Here is a 17,592-nt window from a genome sequence, read left to right as displayed (position 1 = left end):
AATATACAAGTGCCGGGGAGTTGCGCAATCAGAGCGACGTCTATTGCAGCAATCCTGAGGCAAGCCAAGAGACGAGTTTAGCACGCATTTGCGTTCTCCGGCGGGTCATTTGCCCGGCACGTCTCTGAGTCTGAGGTCTAATTCGCGGCACGGGCCGCGTAACGTCCGTCATGCTGATCGAGCGTGAGCTGGATCCCGAATGTCCGTGTCAGGTTTTCTGCAGTCAGTGTCGATTCGAGTGGCCCTGCCGCCACGGTCTTCCCGTCCTTGAGCAGGAGCGCGTGAGTGATACCGAGCGGGATCTCTTCGACGTGGTGGGTCACCATCACAATTGCGGGAGCAAAGTCACTCGCCGCATATTCGGTCAGTGACGCGAGCAGATTCTCGCGAGCTCCGAGGTCGAGCGAGGCACTCGGCTCATCGAGCAGCAGAATCTCAGGATCGGTCATCACCGCGCGAGCAATAAGCGCCCGCTTGCGCTCACCATCGGAGAGCGTGCCGAAAGTGCGTTCTGCAAAGGCCTCGAGATGCCACTCTGAGAGGATGGTCTGTGCCTGCTCGAGGTCGATCTCGTCATACTCTTCGTTCCAGCGCCCGGTGACGGCATAGCTCGCGGTCAGTACCGAGTTGAGCACCGTTTCGTTGTCCGGGATGCGCTTTGCCATTGCACTCGAAGCGATGCCGATTCGAGGACGCAGCTCAAACACATCCGTGCGCCCCAGCGGCTCCTCAAGAATCGTCGCGGTGCCGGAAGTCGGATGCAACGCGGCCGACGCGATCCCGAGCAGTGTGGATTTTCCCGCACCGTTTGGACCGAGAATCACCCAGCGGTCACGCTCATCAACAGTCCAATTAATTCCATCAAGAATTGGACGTCCGGATCGAATAACCCGGACGTCCTCGAATTTCACCACTTCTGCCATGAGCCAAGGCTACCGGCGCGACAGCGAAAAACTCCGTGAACGCGCGTTGGTGTGTTGCATCGGGTGACTCGCGAACGCTATCCGTCGATGAGCGAACGGTACAGCGCTTGGGTCTGCTGCGAGATCTGCTTCCAGGTGAACTCTCGTTCCACACGCTCGCGACCTGCCCGGCCGTATTCGGCCGCCTTATCCGGATCACTCAACACCTCATTGAGCGCGGCCGCGAGGTCCCCGATGAACTTATCCGGATCAATGGGCGTACCGGTGCCGTCCGAGACCTGCTCAATCGGCACAATCCGGCCCGTCACTCCATCCTGGACAACCTCCGGGATGCCGCCGGTTCCGGACCCGACAACCGCAGTTCCGCAACTCATCGCTTCAAGGTTCACGATGCCGAGCGGTTCGTAGATCGACGGGCAGACGAATACATCCGCAGCGGTGAGCAGCGCCATGATCTTCGGACGCGGCAGGTGTTCCGAAATCCAGTGCACGCCCTCGCGTTCGGTCTGCAGCTCTGCGACGAGATTCCGAACCTCTTCCTCAATCTCTTTGGTGTCCGGGGCGCCGGCGCACAAGACAATCTGTACTTCCCTGGGCAGTTCGCGAAGCGCCCGAAGGAGATATGGCAGACCTTTTTGGCGGGTGATGCGACCAACGAAAATTACAGTCGGCGCATCCGGGTCGATCCCGAGTGCGCGAACCGACTCAGGGTCGTGCGTGGGCTGCCACTCATCAATATCGATTCCGTTGTAAATCGTCACCACTTTGTCAGGGTCAAGATCCGGATAACTGCGGAGGATATCGGCGCGCATTCCGTTCGACACCGCCACGATGCGATCGGCGTTCGCATACGCATCACGCTCCATCCAACTCGAGAGGCGGTAGCCGCCACCGAGCTGCTCCGCTTTCCATGGTCGAAGCGGTTCTAGCGAGTGCGCTGAAATCACGTGTGGAATTCCGTGCAGGAATTTTGCAATGTTTCCGGCCTGATTTGCGTACCAGGTGTGTGAATGGACAAGGTCGGAACCCTCAATATCACCCGCAATAAGCAGGTCGGTGCCCAGGAATCCAAGGGCTGCATTCGCATCAGCGAGTGCCGACGGAACTGGATAGGCAAAGGTGTTCTCTTCGTCTCGATCCTCGCCAAAGCAACGAACTCGAACTTCAATGTCCTCGCGCATCGCTCTCACAAGCTCCGTGACGTGCACCCCCGCTCCCCCATAAACCTGCGGCGGATACTCTCGAGAAATCACGTCGATTTTCATGGCCACAGCGTACGTGACAATTCCTACGAAACTCGTTCACTTTCCGGTCTACGATGGCCACATGGCACAGGCGCAGAAAAAAGTCTTCGGAATCGTTTTGGCTGGCGGCGAAGGAAAACGGCTCATGCCGCTCACCGCGGATCGGGCAAAGCCCGCTGTACCGTTTGCCGGGCAGTACCGCCTCATCGACTTCGCACTCGCGAACCTCATGAACTCGGGACTGAATCAAATTGTCGTCCTGACGCAGTACAAGTCCCATTCACTTGACCGTCACATCTCCCAAACTTGGCGCCTGCCGGCAATTCTGGGCGCATACGTATCGAGTGTGCCGGCGCAGCAGCGTCGTGGAAAGCACTGGTTCTCCGGCTCGGCGGATGCGATCTTCCAGTCACTCAACCTCATTCAGGATGAAAAGCCCGACATTGTGGTCGTGGTTGGTGCCGACCACGTGTACCGCATGGACTTTTCGCAGATGGTGCAGCAGCACATTGAATCCGGTTTGGGCGCGACAGTCGCTGCTATTCGTCAGCCGATCGAAATGTCTACCTCCTTCGGTGTCATCGACACTGAGCCGGATAATCCGACACGCATCCGCCAGTTCCTGGAGAAGCCCGAGACCGTAGAGGGACTCCCGGATAGCCCGAACGAGATTCTTGCTTCCATGGGTAACTACGTATTCGACGCGGACAAGCTCGTCGAATATGTCACTCGGGATGCCGAGGACGAGACCTCGAAGCACGACATGGGTGGGGACATCATCCCTGCCTTTGTCAATGCCGGCGATGCTGGCGTTTACGACTTCATCCACAATGACGTGCCTGGGTCCACTGCCCGTGACCGCGACTACTGGCGCGATGTCGGTACGATCGACTCCTTCTATGACGCGCACATGGACCTCATCGCGACGCTGCCGATCTTCAACCTCTACAACGAGCAATGGCCGATCATGTCGCAGCAGCTCAACTCGCCACCGGCGAAGTTTGTGCGGGACGGTCGCGGTTCCACCGGCACGATGATTGATTCGATCATTTCGCTTGGTTCCGTGATCAACGGTGCCCATGTCGAGCGTTCCGTGCTCGGGCCCTGGACACGTGTGATGTCCGGTGCCTTGGTACTGGATTCAGTGACCTTCGACCGAGTGCAGGTTGAGCCCGGCGCGGTTGTCCGGCGCGCAATTCTCGACAAGAACGTCGTGGTTCGCGAAGGCGCGTCGGTGGGTGAAAACGTTGAGCTCGATCGTGCTCGTGGTTTCACCGTGACCGATTCCGGCATCACGGTAGTGCCGAAAAACGCAGTGATCGAACGTTGAGCGGCGCGCAGTTCAGCCTTTCGCCAAAGTACGGCGAAGGGCGAGTTACCTCTGGTGCAAAATTCCTCGTAGTTCTGGACGTCGATTCCACACTGATCGAAGACGAAGTCATCGAACTCATTGCCGACTACGCCGGAGTTCGTGATCGCGTCGCTGAAGTTACCGAGCGCGCGATGCGCGGCGAACTTGATTTTGAAGGCAGCCTTCGAGAGCGCGTGGCACTCCTCAAAGGTGTCACGGTTGATCAGGTCACCGAAGTGCGCCAGCGGATTACCGTGACCCGTGGCGTCCCCGAAATGATCGAGGCGGTACACGCAGGCGGCGGCCGAGTGGGCGCCGTCTCCGGCGGCTTCCATGAGATTCTCGATTCCCTCGCCGCGGATCTGCAACTCGACCTCTGGCGCGCGAATCGCTTCGAGGTGGATGCGTCCGGTCACCTCACGGGTGCAGTCACCGGCCCAATTATCGGCAAGCAAGCAAAAGCGCACACCCTGCGCAGTTGGGCACAGTCGCTGGGTGTACCCATGGAGCGCACGATGGCCGTCGGGGATGGCGCAAATGATCTCGGCATGATGGAGATCGCCGGATTGTCCGTCGCCTTTGACGCAAAACCCGTTGTTCGCGAGCAGGCTTCTGTGGTGCTTCAAGACCGCGACATGACCCAGTTGCTTCCACTCCTGGGCCTGCGCGGCTAATCTCGCTGGTCTGGCCGGTGTCCCCTAGTGCCCCATCCCAAGGCCACCATCCACCGGGATCACGGCACCGGAGATATATCCCGCTTCGTCGGATGCGATCCAACGCGCCGCCTTGGCGATTTCATCCACCTGACCAAAGCGACCGGCGGGAATCGACGCGAGATATTCTTTCTGCGTATCTTCGGGCAGTACCGCAGTCATCTCCGTCTCGATAAATCCTGGGGCGATCACGTTCGCGGTAATGCCGCGGCTACCAAGTTCGCGAGTGAGCGAACGTGCGATCCCAACGAGCCCAGATTTTGAGGCGGCGTAGTTAATCTGCCCGGGTGATCCGTAGAGGCCAACCACCGAAGAGATCAAGACAACGCGTCCGAACTTTGCGCGAAGCATCCCCTTCGTGGCGCGCTTAATGATGCGAAACGCTCCCGAAAGATTCGTATCGAGCACGCTCGTGAAGTCGTCTTCATTCATTCGCAGCAGCAGCCCATCCTTCGTAATGCCCGCGTTCGCAACGACCACTTCAACGGGACCGTACTCCGCTTCCACTACTTTGAAGGCTTCGTCGATAGAAGCAGCATCGGTGACATCGGCGGCGACGGTGAGCGTACCTTCAGGACCGTCCTCTCCGGATCGCGAGGTGACGGCAACGCGATGACCGGCAGCCACGAATTCCTCCGCAATGGCGCGGCCGATACCGCGATTGCCACCAGTGATCAAAACAGTGCGTTGCGTGGTCATTATGCTCCTAGTCCAGTGAGGGATATCTCGCCATGGTACTGGCCACAGGAGTAGTCTGGAGGAGTCGAACGGAGCGAGTTACCACTTATGACCCGGCAGGTGCCAAACATTACCTCCATGGAGGAGTCGGCAGAGGAAGAACGCCAGCACCGGACTCGCCAATATCTCATGACGATGGCGATCCGTACTGCGTGCGTTCTCCTCATGGTGTTCGTTCGCGGTCCACTCCTTTGGTTCGTGGCGGCTGGCGCCATCTTCCTGCCCTGGATTGCCGTGGTGATTGCCAATCACGTTCGGCAGCGAAAGCTACAACCAGTGGAGAGCCCAGACCGAGCCGCAGTGGTGGTGTATCACGAGCCCGTGGTTTCGGAACAGTGGCAGCCACAGCGAGACGTCAATGATGACGACCAGGATGCTGGCACATCGAAAAATGCCGAGGATCACACCCAGAAAAGCAAGGAGGCACCAAATTGAGTTCCGGGGAATTTGACCTTCGAGGCAGGCTTGCCGGGTATCTCCCCCAAGAATCCAGCGTTCCGACGTGTTCGAGAGCGAGTTGCGACCTCACCGCAGTAAGCCGCATAGAATGGCGTAATCCCCGGATTCACGGGGAAGAGCGCATTAAGATATGGCTTGCATGCACAGAACACCAAGAGTTTTTGCTTGCTTTTCTCAATAGTCGTGATTTCCCAGTCCGAGTACACGACATCCACGATCCAGTTGATGAGGCCCCGATTCAGTGAGTAGTTCCACAGCACAGTCTTCCAAATCTCAAGGCTGGCGGTTTCTGCTCAGCCGACGCTGGCTTGGTTACATTGCGCTCCTCGTTGTTTTCGCTATTGCCTGCGGGTTTCTGTCCTCCTGGCAGTTTGACCGGCGCGATCAGCGCGTCGACCAAAATAACTTGGTGGCCACCAACTTCGATGCCGAGCCGCAGCCTGTTGACGAGGTCTTACCCGAACTTGATTCCTTCGCAGCCGATCAAGAATGGTTCCCCGTGTTGCTCGAAGGCGAGTATCTCGTGGAGGAAGAATTGCTCGTCCGCGCACGTCCTCGAGACGGCATGCCGGGATTTGAAATACTCACGCCGTTTCTCACCGATGACGGCACCGTATTCGTGGTGAACCGTGGCTGGATCGCAACGGGTGAGGAACAGGATTTGCCCGACCACCGTCCGGCAGCGCCAGAAGGTCCGACCACCGTGTCGGCAAGGCTCAAGCCGGGTGAGCCGGAGATCCCCGGCCGCGGTGCACCAGAGGGGCAGATCGCCACCATTCACTTGGAGTCCTTCGCGGCAGCACTGGGGGAAGACCGCACGTACACCGGTGCGTATGGGCTGCTTCGTAGTGAGTCTGCCAACGCCGAAACCGGCGCGCTCGTACCCAAACCCGAGCCCACTGAGGGCAACCACCTCAGCTATGCGTTCCAGTGGATTATTTTCGCAATCATCGCTCTGGTAGGACTCATCTACGGACTTCGAGAAGAGTTCCGCGAACGGAACGAGGATGACCCTCGCGTGGTCAAATCGCGCGAGCGGGACCGGCTTCGTGCGGCTCGCGCAAAGAAGACTGATGCAGACTATGAAGACGAACTCATCGATTCACAGGGTTAGTCACTAGCCCAGGACGGCACTAAGGATGGCAGCGTGCACACACCGGTTCCCGACTACCTCAACGAGATCCTCCGCAGTTGTCAGTTCTACAATCAGGGTGAGGTCGCCTCGTATATCCCTGAGCTTGCTCGCGTGAATCCAGATCAGTTCGGCATGGCAATCTGCATGCCAGCCGGCACGGTCTACGAAGAGGGTGACGCGCAGTCCGAATTCACGATCCAGTCGGTCTCGAAGCCGTTTGTGTATGCGATGGCGCTCCGTGACCGCGGACTTGAAGTGGTGAATGCCTACGTCGATGTCGAACCGAGTGGTGACCCCTACAACGCCATGTCGGTGGATCCGGAAACCGGCAAACCCAGCAACCCCATGATCAATATGGGCGCCATCACGACCCACTGCCTCGTGGGTGAGCCGGAGTTCACCCCGCTGCAACGCTCGGATCAGATCATCGACGTACTGTCGCAGTTCGCCGGGCGAACACTCGCCGTCAACGAAGAAGTCCTCGAAAGTGAGTACTCGCATCGATACCGAAACGTCGCCCTCGCCTCAATGATGCGCAGTAACGGCTTCATCGGCATCGAACCGGATGACGCGGTGTGGGGGTACACCCGTCAGAGTGCCGTGATCGTAACGGCCCGCGACCTCGCCGTAATGTCGATGACACTCGCCAACGGTGGCATCAACCCCGTCACTCGCGAACGGGTGGTGCCCGAGTGGGTGTGTCGCCAGGTGCTGAGTGTCATGGCGACCTGCGGCATGTATGACTCCGCGGGTGACTGGCTATCCAGCGTCGGGATCCCCGCCAAGAGCGGTGTCGGCGGCGGCATCATCGGAGCGCTTCCCGGTCAGATCGGTATTGGCACGTTCTCACCGCGGCTTGATCAGCACGGCAATAGTGTCCGCGGTGTGGAGGCATGTGAGCGCATTTCGAGAGACTTGGGCCTCCACATCATGGAGCTGCCGGCACCGTCGATCGAAGAGATCGGTCAGCAATCCAGGACAGAGTCCGGTGCGCGTCTCGTGGCGGTCCAGGGTGCACTCACCTTTCCGACGGCCGAGCTCGTCTTGCGTCGCCTCGAAGAGATCCCCCAGGACGAAACCGAAGTGGTGGTCGATCTGACCTTCGTATCACGCATCAACAAGGTCGGCGATCGGATGCTCCGCGAAGGCCTCCGAAGGCTCGGCCAAGATGGTCACGTGGTCACCCTGATTGACCCGCACGAGCGAGTGCCGAGCCCGGTCGCGCACGACCGCACCGATATTCCGGTCGTGGAGGATCTCAATTCTTACGAAGACGCGTAGCGCCTGCCACGCTAGTTCATCTCGATGAGGTCGAAATACTCAGGGCTCCAGTGATCTTCGATCGCATCCGGCATGATGAGTACTCGCTCTGGATTGAGTGCGCTCACTGCTCCCTCATCGTGGGAGACGAGGATGACCGCGCCCTCATAGTGCGCTAATGCATCCAAAATCTGCTCGCGCGATACCGGGTCGAGGTTGTTCGTCGGTTCGTCTAGCAGCAGTACGTTCGCGCTCGACACCACCAGCATCGCGAGGGCAAGACGCGTCTTTTCACCGCCGGAAAGCACCCCGGCGGGCTTATTGACGTCGTCACCGGTGAACAGGAAGGAACCGAGCACCTTGCGCGCCTCGGTTTCAGTGAGGTGGTGGGAGACGCGCATCATGTTGTCCTTGACAGACTTATCGACGTCGAGGGTCTCGTGCTCCTGCGCGTAGTAGCCGACTCGCAGTCCGTGCCCTGGAACAATCTTTCCCGTGTCCGCCTCATCCTGACCCGCAAGAATGCGCAGCAGTGTGGTCTTACCCGCACCGTTGAGCCCAAGGATCACCACGCGTGAGCCGCGGTCGATGGCGAGGTCCACACCCGCAAAGATTTCTAGTGAGCCGTAGGACTTTGAGAGTCCCTGTGCCTGAATGGGCGTCTTCCCCACCGCGGCGGGTGTCGGGAAACGAAGTTTCGCTACGCGATCCTGTTGCCGGACCTCTTCGAGGGAGCCCAGCATCCTCTCGGCACGCCGCTGCATCTGATGTGCGGCGGCGGCTTTCGTCGCCTTTGCACCAAACTTGGCAGCCTGTTGTTGCAGCACCGATGCTTTCTTCTCGACGTTCGCGCGTTCCTTCTTGCGCCGTTCTTCATCGGCTTCGCGCTGGCGCTGGTACTGCTTCCAGCCCATGTTGTACACGTCGATCAGCTGGCGGTTCGCGTCGAGGTAGAACACTCGATTCACCGTGTCACCAACAAGTTCAACATCGTGGGAAATCACGATGAGTCCGCCTCGATAGCCCTTGAGAAACTCGCGCAACCAGATCACCGAGTCAAGGTCGAGGTGGTTGGTCGGCTCGTCCAGAATCATGGTCGAGGCATCCGAAAAGAGGATGCGCGCCAGCTCGATTCGACGCCGCTGCCCGCCCGATAGGGTCTCGAGTTTTTGATCCAGGATGCGGTCGGGCAAGCTGAGGTTAGACGCGATTGCTGCCGCTTCTGATTCTGCTGCGTAGCCGCCGAGCGTCACGAACTCATCGTCGAGTCGTGAATAGCGGCGCATCGCTTTCTCCCGCGCCGCATCCGTTTCAGCCTCGGACATTGCCGTGGCTGCTTCCGAAAGCCGATCACGCACCGAGCCTAGGCCTCGTGCATCCAGGATGCGATTTCGCGCAGTTTGTTCCGGGTCACCGCTTCGAGGGTCCTGCGGCAGATAGCCGATTTCGCCCACGCGTTCGATCTTGCCGTCAGTGGGTTGGGTCCATCCCGCGAGGACCTTGGTGAGCGTGGTCTTTCCGGCACCGTTACGACCGACAAGGCCGATCTTGTCACCGTCTTGCACACGAAAGTTGACTTCGCTCATGAGGGTGCGTGCTCCCACGGTGATCTCGAGATCGTGGACGGCTAGCACGTTGTGGGACTCCTCAGTTTGAACGCAAAGCGACCATCACGCGATGGTCAACCGATCAATACTACCAACTTCTCATACTGCGTCGACAGCGGAAGCATCACTTCCTCCTCCGCCCATCGTGCCCGTGCCTCTTCTCGCTCACCACGCCCAGCGATCACTCCCAGCGATCACGCCCATCCATCACGCCCAGCCATCAGGCCCATCGATCACGCCCAGCTCACCATTCCTTGCTGCCGTTCCCCGACACTCTTCCCGGCGACCACCCGTAGTGCGGTTTACCACCTTCAGGAAAGTGGTAAACCGCACTACGGGTGGTACCCAGGTCACGAGGTACCGAAGTCAGCTGGCACCCAGGCCACTCGGAATCGAGGTCAGGTGATACCGATTTCGGGTGATACCCAGGTCAGCTGGCACCGAGGTCAGGCGCTCGATTGAGGCGAGTGCAGGATGCGGTGGAGACCGTCGAGGAACGAGTCCTTGTTGGCCATGATCGGGCTGTCTTCGAGCTCGACTCCGAGACGAAGGGCCTGTGCTCGCTGCTGTTCGTGCGAGGTGTGTCCGATGCAATAGTGCAGCAGCGTCGTTGCAATGGAGGTTGCGCGATCAAATTCGTGGTGCTCACGGATGAGCGCGTCACGAAGCCGTTCGAATGCTCGGTCTGCCCCGAGTCCGAGCGCAACCGTGCTCACCACAACTTCGGCACCATCGGTCACCGAAAGCATCGCGTCGCGAAACACCGTGGCCACTGCGGCAGCATCGGCGTTCTCATCGAGAGCGTTCATGGGCGAGAGAATCTCTTCCGCGACCCCCGCAAGCAACAACTGTTTGCTCGCAAAATGCCAGTAGAGCGCGCTCGGTTGCACATCCAATTCGCGAGCGAGAGCGCGCATAGACAGCTCCGGCAAACCGCACTCGCGAAGCAGACGGAGCGCCATGGCGAGGACATCATCACGGGTGTGTCTCACTCGCGATTCGCGCGTCGCCGCCATGTTTCCCTTTCCACGAATCTGTATTATCGTTCCCATCGTACAACCTGAACACCGTTCAGGAGAGAATTTCAACGAGGAGTTTCCGTGAACGTCGCATCCGCTGCACCAGCAGCTCGAAGTCGTCGGCTCGAAGCCGCCGACATTGCCCGCATCGCGGTATTTGCCGCACTGATCGCGGTACTTGGGCTACCGGGTGCGATCAACGTCGGCGCCGTTCCCATCACGGCCCAGACCCTCGGTGTCATGCTCGCGGGCACAATCCTGGGTGCGAGACGAGGCGGGCTCGCGGTACTCGTCGTCATGGTGCTTGTCGCGGTGGGTCTCCCGCTTCTTTCTGGTGGTCGTGGTGGCTTAGGCGTGTTCGTGGCGCCTTCCGCGGGATATCTGATCGGCTGGTTCTTCGGCGTCATCGTGATTGGGCTCATCGTGCGGCTCGGAGCCTCGAAACCAACGTGGTGGCGGGTAGCGCTCGGTTCGGTGGTCGGTGGCATTCTCGTGATCTACCTTTTTGGGATTCCAATCCAATCCGCACTCACCGGGCTCCCGCTCGGAGAAACTCTCATTGCAAGCCTTGTGTTTCTGCCTGGAGACCTCGTAAAAGTGGTGCTTGCCGTCATCATTACGATGGCTCTGTGGCGTGCCTACCCCCGCGCATTTGCGTGGTCGCAACCCAAACCGAAGAATGCCGCCCAGGCCTAGGCCGCTTGCACCGCTGACTATTCCCATGACCGCATCCAGACATGACGCTGCTCTCGAGACCGAGGCAATGACGAGGCATAACGAGATGACCGAGCTACGCAAGATCACGCTGCGCGAGGTCACTGTGGTTCGTGAAGGCCGCACCGTTTTGCATGACCTTTCGTTGTCGCTGAAGGCACGAACAATAGCCGTCATCGGCGCGAATGGATCCGGCAAATCGTCCTTCGCACGCATCCTCAATGGACTTGTGCCGATCGCCTCCGGTGACATCCTGGTGCACGGTCTCGATCCGCGTCGCGACGGCAAACAACTCCGCAAACAGACCGGCATGGTCTTCAGCAATCCCGCCGCACAGATCATTATGCCGACAGTGCGAGAGGACCTCGCGTTCACGCTTCGTGGTCGAAAGCTGTCACCAATAGCGATTTCGACAAGAGTGGATGCGGCCCTCACCCGCGTTGGCATGAGTGATTACGCGGATGCTTCGGTCTATACGCTCTCGGGCGGACAGCAGCAATTGATTGCACTCGCCGCCGTCCTCGTCGGCAATCCAACGCTTGTCATCGCCGATGAACCGACTGCACTTCTCGACCTCGGCAACGCCAAAGCGATCGCTCGCATCTTGCTCGAGGAAAGCGAACAACAGGTCGTACTCGTGACCCACGATCTCGAATTAGCAGCTCAGTGCGAGTACGCCATATGTTTTGCCGACGGCAGAGTCGTCAACGACGGTGCTCCAGATGAAGTGATCGCACAGTACCGCCGGAGCTACGCGTGATTTCGCTGTATCGACCGGGCCACAGCATCCTGCATCGCGCTCCAGCTTGGGTCAAACTCGCACTGCTCGCCCTGATAGCACTGGTCATTTCCCTCTGGGCCCAGGATTGGTGGGTACTGGGCGCGATCGGGATGCTCGTGGGGACCGGATTCCTCGCTACCGGATTTGGAATCGGCGAGTTCTGGCGGCAGTGTGTCGCACTGCGATGGCTTGTGCTCATTATGGTGATTCCGCAACTGATCTTTCTCGGCCCCGAGCTCGCCCTAATCAACACGACTCGCGTCTGCATTGTCGTCCTGCTCGCCGCACTCGTGACACTCACGACACCGATGGCGGCGCTGCTCGATGTGATCGAGCGGCTGGTATCCCCCTTGGCGCGCTTTGGTGTGTCACCTACGAAGGTGGGGCTTTTGCTCTCCCTCACGATCACCACGATTCCGGTGATCGCGAACTTATTCGGGCAGATTCGGGAGGCCATGCTCGCGCGCGGTGGTCCGCGGATGAGCTTCCGTATCGTGCTACCGCTATTAGTTGCGTCGCTGCAGCACGGTGATCAGTTGGCGGATGCCCTCACCGCGCGTGGCGTGGACTGACCACCGCGTTTTGCCGCGTCGGTAAGTCGCTACCTGAACGCGCGCCACACCTGGGCCGGTCGCAAACTGTCAAGATCTCCGCGAAGCTCTTTCGCCCAGTGCAGTCCTAGATACGGATTGCGCAGCCACTCGCGTGCCACGCATACGGCATCGGCAGTACCTACTCGGATGAGTGTCTCCGCTTGCTGCGCGGTCGTAATCATGCCAACCGTGGCGACGGGCAGACCAGCTTCACGCACCTTGGCTGCGAGTGCAGCCTGGTAGCCGGCACCAACCGGAATCTTCGCTGAGGGCACATTGCCGCCGCTGGAAACGTCAATCAGGTCAGCCCCCGATTCCTGCAGCCAGCCAGCGACCTCGCGAATGTCTTCAGCGGTGAGTCCGCCGTCAACCCAGTCTGTGGCGCTCAGTCGCACGAGAATCGGCAACTCGGGGTGCTCGTGACGCACTCCCGCAACAATTTCACGGAGGAATCGTGAACGTCCCCACAGATCGCCACCGTACTCGTCCTCGCGCACATTGCTCAGCGGCGAAAGGAATTGGTGACCGAGATAACCGTGGGCACCATGAATCTCCACGGCATCAAAACCGGCAGCTTTCGCGCGCGTAGCGGCTGTGATGAACGCTTGCACGGCGTGCTCAATTTCACCAACAGACAGGGCGCGCGGTGTCGTGAGTTCGCCGAAGGGTATCGAGGAAGGCGCGACCGTCTCCCAGCCACCTTCTAATTCGGGAACCGAACCGTCCTTAGCATCGGGAAGCATCGGATAGGTCGACGCTTTTCTTCCGGCGTGCCCGAGCTGCACCGCAGCCTTTGCGCCAGCCGCGTGAACGAGTTCCGCAATGCGCGCAAAAGCAGTTTGCTGTTCGTCGTTCCACAGGCCGAGGCATTCGGGGCTAATTCGACCTTCCGGTACCACCCCTGTGGCTTCCACAATGACCAGTCCCGCTCCCCCACGAGCCATTCCGGCATAGTGCCCAAGGTGCCAGTCGGTCGGCATGCCATCCCGCTCAAATGCGGAATATTGACACATCGGTGATACCCACATCCGATTTCGGAACTCCGTATTGCGCAGTGTGAGCGGACTGAACAGTTGAGATGCCACCGAGGCGCCTCCTCGAATCGGATGCGAATGCGTACGGGAAGAGAAACTGCCGACCGGCCAGTATTATTCCGCCAGCGCGTCCGACCCGCCAACGCGCCAACCCGCCCCAAGCGTCCGGGTAACCCAACCCATCCCAAGGAAACTCCCCCAGGCATCCCACCCGTCTGAAAAAGTGCCGCGGTGGGGACTTCGCCGGGCGTGTCGTCGCGTGTCGCACCCATCCGTGGCACTTTTTCAGAACTGCTTATCGCCCGAAGGTGGGGCTCAGCAATGGTGAGTGGAAATAGCGAGTGGAAACGGCGAGTGGCCGGGCTCCGTGGTTTGGAGACCGGCCACTCGCCGTGGTTCGGAGGATGCGGCTAGATGTTGAAGCCGAGCGCACGCATCATTTCGCGTCCGTCATCGGTGATCTTTTCCGGACCCCAAGGCGGCATCCATACCCAGTTGATCTTGAACCGTTCAACTTCGCCATCGAGCGCCTTGGCCATTTCGTCTTCGATGACGTCGGTGAGCGGGCAGCCTGCCGACGTCAGCGTCATCGATACGACGAGCGCGTCGAGGTCGTCTTCCCAGTGGAGGTCGTAGATGAGACCGAGATCGACGATATTCACCCCAAGTTCGGGGTCAACAACGTCTTTCAGTGCATCTTCGACTGCGTCATAGCGCTCGGGCGCCAGCGACACGAGTGACATGTGGGGTCTCCCTATGCTTGTGCGGGCTGAGCCTGCAGGTAGCTGTCGTAGCCTTCGCTTTCGAGCTTGTCTGCGAGTTCAGGACCACCCTGGTCAACCATCTTGCCAGCCACGAACACGTGTACGAAGTCCGGTTTGATGTATCGCAGGATGCGGGTGTAGTGGGTAATCAGCATGATACCGAGGCCGTTGTTCTCGTGGGCACGATTGACGCCTTCGGAGACAACTCGCAGCGCGTCGACGTCCAGACCTGAGTCGGTCTCGTCAAGCAGTGCGATTTTCGGCTTGAGTACTTCAAGCTGCATGATTTCGGCGCGCTTCTTTTCGCCACCCGAGAAGCCTTCGTTCACGTTGCGCTGCAAGAACTCTTCACCGATGCGAAGGTTACTCATCGAGCCCTTGAGGTCCTTGAGCCAGGTGCGAAGTGCGGGTGCTTCGCCGTCGATCGCGGTCTTTGCGGTGCGGAGGAAGTTTGACATGCTCACGCCGGGAATCTCGACCGGGTACTGCATTGCCAGGAAGAGTCCTGCTTTCGCACGCTCATCCACAGACATCTCCAGGACATCTTCACCGTCGAGCGTGATCGAGCCCTGGGTGACTTCGTATGCGGGGTGACCGGCGACCGTCGATGCGAGGGTCGACTTACCCGAGCCGTTGGGGCCCATGATGGCGTGAATCTCGCCCGAGTTGATGGTCAGGTTAACGCCGCGGAGGATTTCCTTCGCGCCCTGGTCGGTTTCGACCTCAACGTGGAGGTCCTTAATTTCAAGTGTGCTCATGGTTAGTTGTTCTCCTTGTAGATCGGAGTCGGATCAATAAGAATGTCGTCGCCCTCGACCTTGACGTCGAAGACCGGTACCGGCTCAAACGCCGGGAGGGACTGCGGCCACCCGGTTCGCAGCGAGAACTGCGAACCGTGTGCCCAGCATTCGAGGGTGTCGTCTTCAACGAATCCCTCGGACAATGAAATGTCGCCGTGTGTGCAGCGATCACCGATTGCGAACACTTCCCCAGCGGAATCACGGACTACGGCGATCGCTTGGTCACCGAGTTCGATGCGCACAGGTGTATCTACCTGCACGTCTTCAACCGCGCAGGCGCGTTCAAAAGCCACTACGCATTCACCTCTGCGGCAAATGCGCGGTCTGCAATCTCGAGTTCCTCCTCTAGGCGCTCGTTGAGCTCCGCAGTGATTTCCTCATTGTCAATCTGCTGAATAATTTCGTTGAGGAAGCCGTGCACCACGAGGTGGCGCGCGGCGCGCTCGTCGATACCGCGAGCCATGAGGTAAAACAGCTGTTCTTCTTCGAAGCGACCGGTTGCGGATGCGTGACCGGCACCCTCGATATTGCCGCACTTGATCTCAAGGTTCGGTACCGAATCAGCCTTCGGTCCGCGGGAGAGCAGCAGGTTGCGGTTCTCTTCGTAGGTATCGGTGCCGACGGCGTTGCTGTCGATGAGCACGTCACCGATCCACACGGTGTGCGCATCCTTACCCTGCAACGCACCCTTGTAGGTGACGCGAGAACGGGTCTTCTCTGCAATGTGGTGCACCCACACCTGGTGCTCCAGGTGCTGACCGGCATCGGCAAAGTAGAGGCCGTACAGTTCGGCGTCCGCACCGGAATCCGCAAGTGCAATCGAGGGGTTCAACCGGACAAGTTTGCCCGACAGCGAAACGACGATGTGCTTGAGGAAGGCATCCCGGCCGACACGAGCGTGGTGTGCCGACACGTTTACCGCGTCATCATCCCACTCCCCGACCGTGACGAGCGTCACGTTCGCGCCATCACCAACACGGATCTCCACCGATTCGCTGACGCGTCCCCGCCCTTCCTGAACGAGCACAACAAGTGCCCGCGCATGCGGCGCGATGTCAACGAAGGTGTGCGCGGCCTGCGCTTCACCGGTGTAGCCGTTGAGTCGGATAACCGCTTCCTTCTCGTCTTCACCAGAGATAGAAACGAGCAGTGCCTTTTCGAAGGACTCCCAGGCGTTGGCAGCCGCACGGTCCTCGGGTGCGTGAATCGTGCCGAGACGGTCATCATCGCGTCCGATGAATGAGGTTTCAATCCCAGCAACCTCGGGTGTCTGCACCGTGGGCAGATCGGCACCGAGTTTGCCTTCGAGGAGATCCTTGATGTCCCGGACCGGGGTGTACTTCCACTCCGCTTCGCGGCCGGTGACGGACTTGAAGTCCTCGACCTTGAAAGAAGCGGGCCGTTCCGATCGGGTCTGAACGGGGACGATTTTCCCTTCCGGCTTGGTAGCCGGTGTTTGAGTCGCGGTCATGTGGTTAGCCCACCGATCCTTCCATGCTCAGTTCAATAAGCTTGTTGAGTTCGAGCGCGTATTCCATCGGCAGCTCACGAGCAATCGGCTCAATAAAGCCACGAACGATCATCGCCATGGCTTCAGTTTCTTCAAGGCCGCGGCTCATCAAGTAGAAGAGCTGGTCCGCCGATACCTTCGACACGGTCGCCTCGTGAGCAAGCTCCACATCGTCAACTCGAATGTCAATTGCCGGATAGGTGTCTGATCGCGACTCGGTATCAATGAGCAGCGCGTCACAGATCACGGAGTTCTTCGAAGTGTGGGCCTTCGCGTCAATCCGGACCTCACCGCGGTACCCCGCGCGACCACCGCCACGCGCAATCGATTTCGAGGTAATCGAAGACTGCGTGTGCGGTGCCATGTGAATCATCTTCGCGCCAGCATCCTGGTGCTGCCCCGGGCCGGCGAAGGCCACCGAAAGCGTCTCACCCTTGGCATGCTCGCCCGTGAGGAAGATGGATGGGTACTTCATCGTCACCTTCGAACCGATGTTGCCGTCGACCCACTCCATGGTGGCGCCTTCTTCAGCAATCGCGCGCTTGGTCACGAGGTTGTACACGTTATTCGACCAGTTCTGGATGGTCGTGTAGCGAACGCGGGCGTCCTTCTTCGCGATGATCTCCACGACTGCAGAGTGCAGCGAGTCGGTCTTGTAGATAGGAGCCGTGCAACCCTCGATGTAGTGCACGTAGCTTCCTTCATCGGCGATGATGAGCGTCCGTTCGAACTGGCCCATATTTTCCGTGTTGATCCGGAAGTAAGCCTGGAGTGGAATCTCAACGTGTACGCCCTTGGGAACGTACACAAATGAGCCACCGGACCACACCGCGGTGTTCAACGCACCGAATTTGTTGTCTCCGGCGGGAATAACGGTGCCGTAGTACTCCTCGAAGAACTCGGGGTGCTCGCGCAGCGCCGTGTCGGTGTCCATGAAGATGACACCC

Annotated in this window: 19 protein-coding genes; 8 read left to right on the top strand and 11 right to left on the bottom strand. The window is 59.3% G+C overall.

Annotated elements, in window-relative coordinates; genetic code table 11:
* Positions 1-137: 137 nt before the first annotated feature.
* Positions 138-923: an ABC transporter ATP-binding protein gene (locus ACTHXA_RS08100; protein ID WP_441671187.1), complete on the bottom strand. Its 786-nt coding sequence runs from the start codon at positions 921-923 to the stop codon at positions 138-140.
* Positions 924-1,000: 77 nt separating this feature from the next.
* On the bottom strand, positions 1,001-2,188 hold the full coding sequence (glgA, locus tag ACTHXA_RS08095) for a glycogen synthase (protein ID WP_441671185.1): 1,188 nt from the start codon (positions 2,186-2,188) through the stop codon (positions 1,001-1,003).
* A 61-nt stretch (positions 2,189-2,249) separates the two neighbouring features.
* Here glgA and ACTHXA_RS08090 point away from each other — a divergent pair, with 61 nt between their 5' ends.
* Together ACTHXA_RS08090 and serB are read left to right on the top strand one after the other, a co-directional pair.
* Positions 2,250-3,497, top strand: a complete 1,248-nt coding sequence (locus tag ACTHXA_RS08090) for a glucose-1-phosphate adenylyltransferase (RefSeq protein WP_441671183.1) — start codon at positions 2,250-2,252, stop codon at positions 3,495-3,497.
* The gene (gene serB / locus ACTHXA_RS08085) at positions 3,494-4,192 is read left to right on the top strand and encodes a phosphoserine phosphatase SerB (protein WP_441671181.1); all 699 of its coding nucleotides are present in this window, start codon (positions 3,494-3,496) and stop codon (positions 4,190-4,192) included. Before ACTHXA_RS08090 ends, serB begins: the two co-directional genes overlap by 4 nt.
* Before the next feature lie 24 nt (positions 4,193-4,216).
* Here the strand turns inward: serB and fabG are convergent, their stop codons facing one another.
* Entirely contained in the window at positions 4,217-4,930 is a 714-nt protein-coding gene (gene fabG / locus ACTHXA_RS08080; RefSeq protein WP_441671179.1) for a 3-oxoacyl-ACP reductase FabG, read from the bottom strand.
* A 117-nt stretch (positions 4,931-5,047) separates the two neighbouring features.
* Between fabG and ACTHXA_RS08075 the strand changes: the two genes are divergently transcribed.
* The 3 genes from ACTHXA_RS08075 (at position 5,048) to glsA (ending at position 7,844) form a co-directional block, all read left to right on the top strand.
* A complete protein-coding gene (locus tag ACTHXA_RS08075; protein ID WP_441671177.1) occupies positions 5,048-5,404 on the top strand; it encodes a DUF3099 domain-containing protein in 357 nt (118 codons plus the stop codon).
* A 265-nt stretch (positions 5,405-5,669) separates the two neighbouring features.
* The gene (locus tag ACTHXA_RS08070; RefSeq protein ID WP_441671175.1) at positions 5,670-6,542 is read left to right on the top strand and encodes an SURF1 family cytochrome oxidase biogenesis protein; all 873 of its coding nucleotides are present in this window, start codon (positions 5,670-5,672) and stop codon (positions 6,540-6,542) included.
* A 33-nt stretch (positions 6,543-6,575) separates the two neighbouring features.
* On the top strand, positions 6,576-7,844 hold the full coding sequence (gene glsA / locus ACTHXA_RS08065; protein ID WP_441671173.1) for a glutaminase A: 1,269 nt from the start codon (positions 6,576-6,578) through the stop codon (positions 7,842-7,844).
* A gap of 11 nt (positions 7,845-7,855) precedes the next feature.
* Here the strand turns inward: glsA and abc-f are convergent, their stop codons facing one another.
* Together abc-f and ACTHXA_RS08055 are read right to left on the bottom strand one after the other, a co-directional pair.
* The gene (gene abc-f, locus ACTHXA_RS08060; protein WP_441671171.1) at positions 7,856-9,457 is read right to left on the bottom strand and encodes a ribosomal protection-like ABC-F family protein; all 1,602 of its coding nucleotides are present in this window, start codon (positions 9,455-9,457) and stop codon (positions 7,856-7,858) included.
* Positions 9,458-9,876: 419 nt separating this feature from the next.
* Positions 9,877-10,446 carry a TetR/AcrR family transcriptional regulator gene (locus ACTHXA_RS08055; protein WP_441671169.1) on the bottom strand — a complete coding sequence of 190 codons (570 nt, stop codon included), beginning with the start codon at positions 10,444-10,446 and terminating at the stop codon, positions 9,877-9,879.
* An 84-nt stretch (positions 10,447-10,530) separates the two neighbouring features.
* Here ACTHXA_RS08055 and ACTHXA_RS08050 point away from each other — a divergent pair, with 84 nt between their 5' ends.
* The 3 genes from ACTHXA_RS08050 to ACTHXA_RS08040 are packed head-to-tail and all read left to right on the top strand — an operon-like array spanning position 10,531 to position 12,516.
* The gene (locus tag ACTHXA_RS08050) at positions 10,531-11,145 is read left to right on the top strand and encodes a biotin transporter BioY (RefSeq protein ID WP_441671167.1); all 615 of its coding nucleotides are present in this window, start codon (positions 10,531-10,533) and stop codon (positions 11,143-11,145) included.
* Positions 11,146-11,170: 25 nt separating this feature from the next.
* Positions 11,171-11,923, top strand: a complete 753-nt coding sequence (locus ACTHXA_RS08045; protein WP_441671165.1) for an energy-coupling factor ABC transporter ATP-binding protein — start codon at positions 11,171-11,173, stop codon at positions 11,921-11,923.
* On the top strand, positions 11,920-12,516 hold the full coding sequence (locus ACTHXA_RS08040; protein WP_441671163.1) for an energy-coupling factor transporter transmembrane component T family protein: 597 nt from the start codon (positions 11,920-11,922) through the stop codon (positions 12,514-12,516). The genes ACTHXA_RS08045 and ACTHXA_RS08040 overlap by 4 nt, the downstream gene beginning before the upstream one ends.
* Positions 12,517-12,545: 29 nt before the next feature.
* Here ACTHXA_RS08040 and ACTHXA_RS08035 read toward each other — a convergent pair whose 3' ends face one another.
* The 6 genes from ACTHXA_RS08035 to sufB all read right to left on the bottom strand — a co-directional run.
* The gene (locus tag ACTHXA_RS08035) at positions 12,546-13,622 is read right to left on the bottom strand and encodes an NADH:flavin oxidoreductase/NADH oxidase (protein WP_441671161.1); all 1,077 of its coding nucleotides are present in this window, start codon (positions 13,620-13,622) and stop codon (positions 12,546-12,548) included.
* A gap of 359 nt (positions 13,623-13,981) precedes the next feature.
* Positions 13,982-14,314, bottom strand: a complete 333-nt coding sequence (locus ACTHXA_RS08030) for a metal-sulfur cluster assembly factor (protein ID WP_441671159.1) — start codon at positions 14,312-14,314, stop codon at positions 13,982-13,984.
* 11 nt (positions 14,315-14,325) lie between these two features.
* The gene (gene sufC / locus ACTHXA_RS08025; RefSeq protein WP_441671157.1) at positions 14,326-15,093 is read right to left on the bottom strand and encodes a Fe-S cluster assembly ATPase SufC; all 768 of its coding nucleotides are present in this window, start codon (positions 15,091-15,093) and stop codon (positions 14,326-14,328) included.
* 2 nt (positions 15,094-15,095) lie between these two features.
* A complete protein-coding gene (locus ACTHXA_RS08020; RefSeq protein ID WP_441671155.1) occupies positions 15,096-15,428 on the bottom strand; it encodes a non-heme iron oxygenase ferredoxin subunit in 333 nt (110 codons plus the stop codon).
* On the bottom strand, positions 15,428-16,606 hold the full coding sequence (sufD, locus tag ACTHXA_RS08015) for a Fe-S cluster assembly protein SufD (RefSeq protein ID WP_441671153.1): 1,179 nt from the start codon (positions 16,604-16,606) through the stop codon (positions 15,428-15,430). The genes ACTHXA_RS08020 and sufD overlap by 1 nt, the downstream gene beginning before the upstream one ends.
* Positions 16,607-16,610: 4 nt before the next feature.
* On the bottom strand, positions 16,611-17,592 hold a 982-nt coding region (sufB, locus tag ACTHXA_RS08010; RefSeq protein ID WP_441671151.1), incomplete at its 5' end, for a Fe-S cluster assembly protein SufB.

The organism is Gulosibacter sp., from assembly GCF_052090685.1.
Lineage (GTDB): Bacteria > Actinomycetota > Actinomycetes > Actinomycetales > Microbacteriaceae > Gulosibacter.
Note: the sequence above shows the minus strand (reverse complement) of the source record. Positions and strands in the feature narration are given on the sequence as shown.